Below are 2,107 nucleotides of genomic sequence, written 5' to 3' on the forward strand. Positions count from 1 at the left end.
AACCGCACCGAGGCGCTTCCCGGGCGCGCCCTGCGCCGCAACCCCTGAATCCGAGGAGTCCACTGTGTACAGCGTTGTGCACTGGCTGCAGCACGACACCGCCGGGCTGCTGACGTTATCCGCGGCCGCGATCGCTGCGCTGCTGACGATGATCATGCGGTTCCGGGTGGAGCCGTTCATCGCGCTGATCATCACCGGGTTGCTGCTGGCGCTGGCCGCCGGATTGCCGGTGCGCGACATCGTGGGCTCCGCGCAGAAGAGCAGCGAATCCCTGCTGGAGAACGGATTCGGCAGCATCCTCGGGCACATCACCGCGATCGTCGGGCTCGGCGCGATCCTCGGCGCGGTGCTGGAGAACTCCGGCGGCGCACAGTTGCTCACCCGCAGGCTGCTGGCGGCGTTCGGGCAGCGGCGCGCGCCGCTGGCGATGGGGCTGGCCGGGCTGGTGTTCGGCGTTCCGGTGTTCTTCGACATCGGGATCTTCGTGCTCGCGCCGCTGGTCTACGTCGCGGCCCGGCAGGGCGGGCGGTCGATCCTGCTGTACTGCCTGCCGCTGGTGGCGGGACTTTCGATGACGCACGCCTTCCTGCCGCCGCACCCCGGTCCGGTGGTTGCCGCCGGGCTGCTCGGGGTGGACATGGGCTGGCTCATCATCATGGGGCTGGCCTGCGGACTCCCCGCGTTCGTCGTGGCGGGCGTGCTGTACTCGTCGTGGATCGGCAAGCGCATCCACCTGCCGGTGCCGGAAACGGCGGGCGAACCGCCCGAGGACGCCGGCGAACCGCCGCTCGGCGTGGTGGCGCTGGTGATCGGCTTGCCGGTGCTGCTGATCCTCGGCGGCACCTTCGCAGGCATCACGCTGCCGCCCGGTGCCGCGCTGGACGCGTTGACGTTCCTGGGAAATCCGGTCGTCGCGCTGACCATCGCGGTGTTGATCGCGTTCTGGCTGCTGGGCACGCGGCGCGGCCTGGGCGGGGCGGACATCGCGGAGCTGACCGCGCGGGCGCTGCGGCCGCTGGGCATGATCCTGCTGGTCGTCGGTGCGGGCGGATTCTTCGGCGAAGTGCTCTCGGAAACCGGGGTGGGCGATGCGCTGGCCGGATCGTTGCAGGCCACCGGACTGCCGGTGATCGCATCGGCGTACTTGATCAGCTCCGGGATGCGGATCGCGCAGGGCTCGGCGACGGTCGCGATCGTGACCACCGGCGGCATCGTCGCGCCGCTGCTGGCCGGATCCGCCTACTCGCAGCCGCAGCTGGCGCTGGTCGCGGTCGCCATCGGCGCCGGATCGATCATCGCCTCGCACGTCAACGACGGCGGGTTCTGGATCATCTCGCGGTATTTCGGCATCCCCGTCGCCGAGATGCTCAAGACCTGGACGGTGCTGGAGACGATCCTGTCGCTGAGCGCGTTCGCGGTGGCGGCCGGGCTGAGCGTGCTGGTCTGAGCGCGATAGTCGCCGATCCGCGTCGCCGCCGGACTCCACGCCGGACCGTGGTTCCCTCTCCTGTCCCGCCGACTGACGCGCACCGGCCAGGACAGCTGCGCTCATCTCGGTGGCCGTACCGCGTGCGAGCCTTCACGACTGCCGCTGAACCTGCGGCGCACCCGCGCGCGCCCGCAGCATGAGCGCGAGCACCGAGGCCGCCCCGGCCGCGAGCGCCGCGGTCAGCAGTGCCGCGCGGTGCGAACCGCCCGACCAGCCGACCAGTTGACCGGCCACGGCGGTTCCGATGCCGTTGCCGCCCCACATGCAGGTGGTCAGCCACGCGAACGCCTCGGTGCGGTGCTCGGCCGCGGCCGCGCTGCCCAGGACCAGCTGGTGCAGCGTGTCCCGCATCCCGCTGACCAGACCGAGCAGCAGCAGGACCACGCCCGCGAGCACCGGTCCGGACGTCGCCGCCACGATCGCCAGCAGCAACGCCGAAACGGCGTGCAACGCCACCAGGCGCGGGCGGGCGGCGGTGTCGCGTTCCCGCATGCCGTAGCACAACGCGCTGAACACGGCTCCGGCCGAGAAGACGCTCAGCAGCACGCCGGAGGCTTCCGGCGCGGCGGCCGAGGTCGCCAGCGCGGACACCCCCACCAGCAAGCAGCCGAAGGCCAC

General features: G+C 71.6%; 1 protein-coding gene and 1 pseudogene. One reads left to right on the forward strand and one right to left on the reverse strand.

What is annotated here, in order from left to right:
* Positions 1 to 64 precede the first annotated feature (64 nt).
* Positions 65 to 1,447, forward strand: a complete 1,383-nt coding sequence (locus IJH84_RS28995) for a GntP family permease (protein WP_295151250.1) — start codon at positions 65 to 67, stop codon at positions 1,445 to 1,447.
* A 132-nt stretch (positions 1,448 to 1,579) separates the two neighbouring features.
* On the opposite strand, the pseudogene IJH84_RS29000 reads toward IJH84_RS28995, so the two are convergent.
* Positions 1,580 to 2,107 (reverse strand): annotated as a pseudogene (locus IJH84_RS29000) (hypothetical protein); the annotation flags it as partial.

Origin of the sequence: Saccharopolyspora sp. (genome assembly GCF_017434145.1) — a bacterium.
In the GTDB taxonomy this organism is placed as follows: domain Bacteria; phylum Actinomycetota; class Actinomycetes; order Mycobacteriales; family Pseudonocardiaceae; genus Saccharopolyspora_C; species Saccharopolyspora_C galaxeae.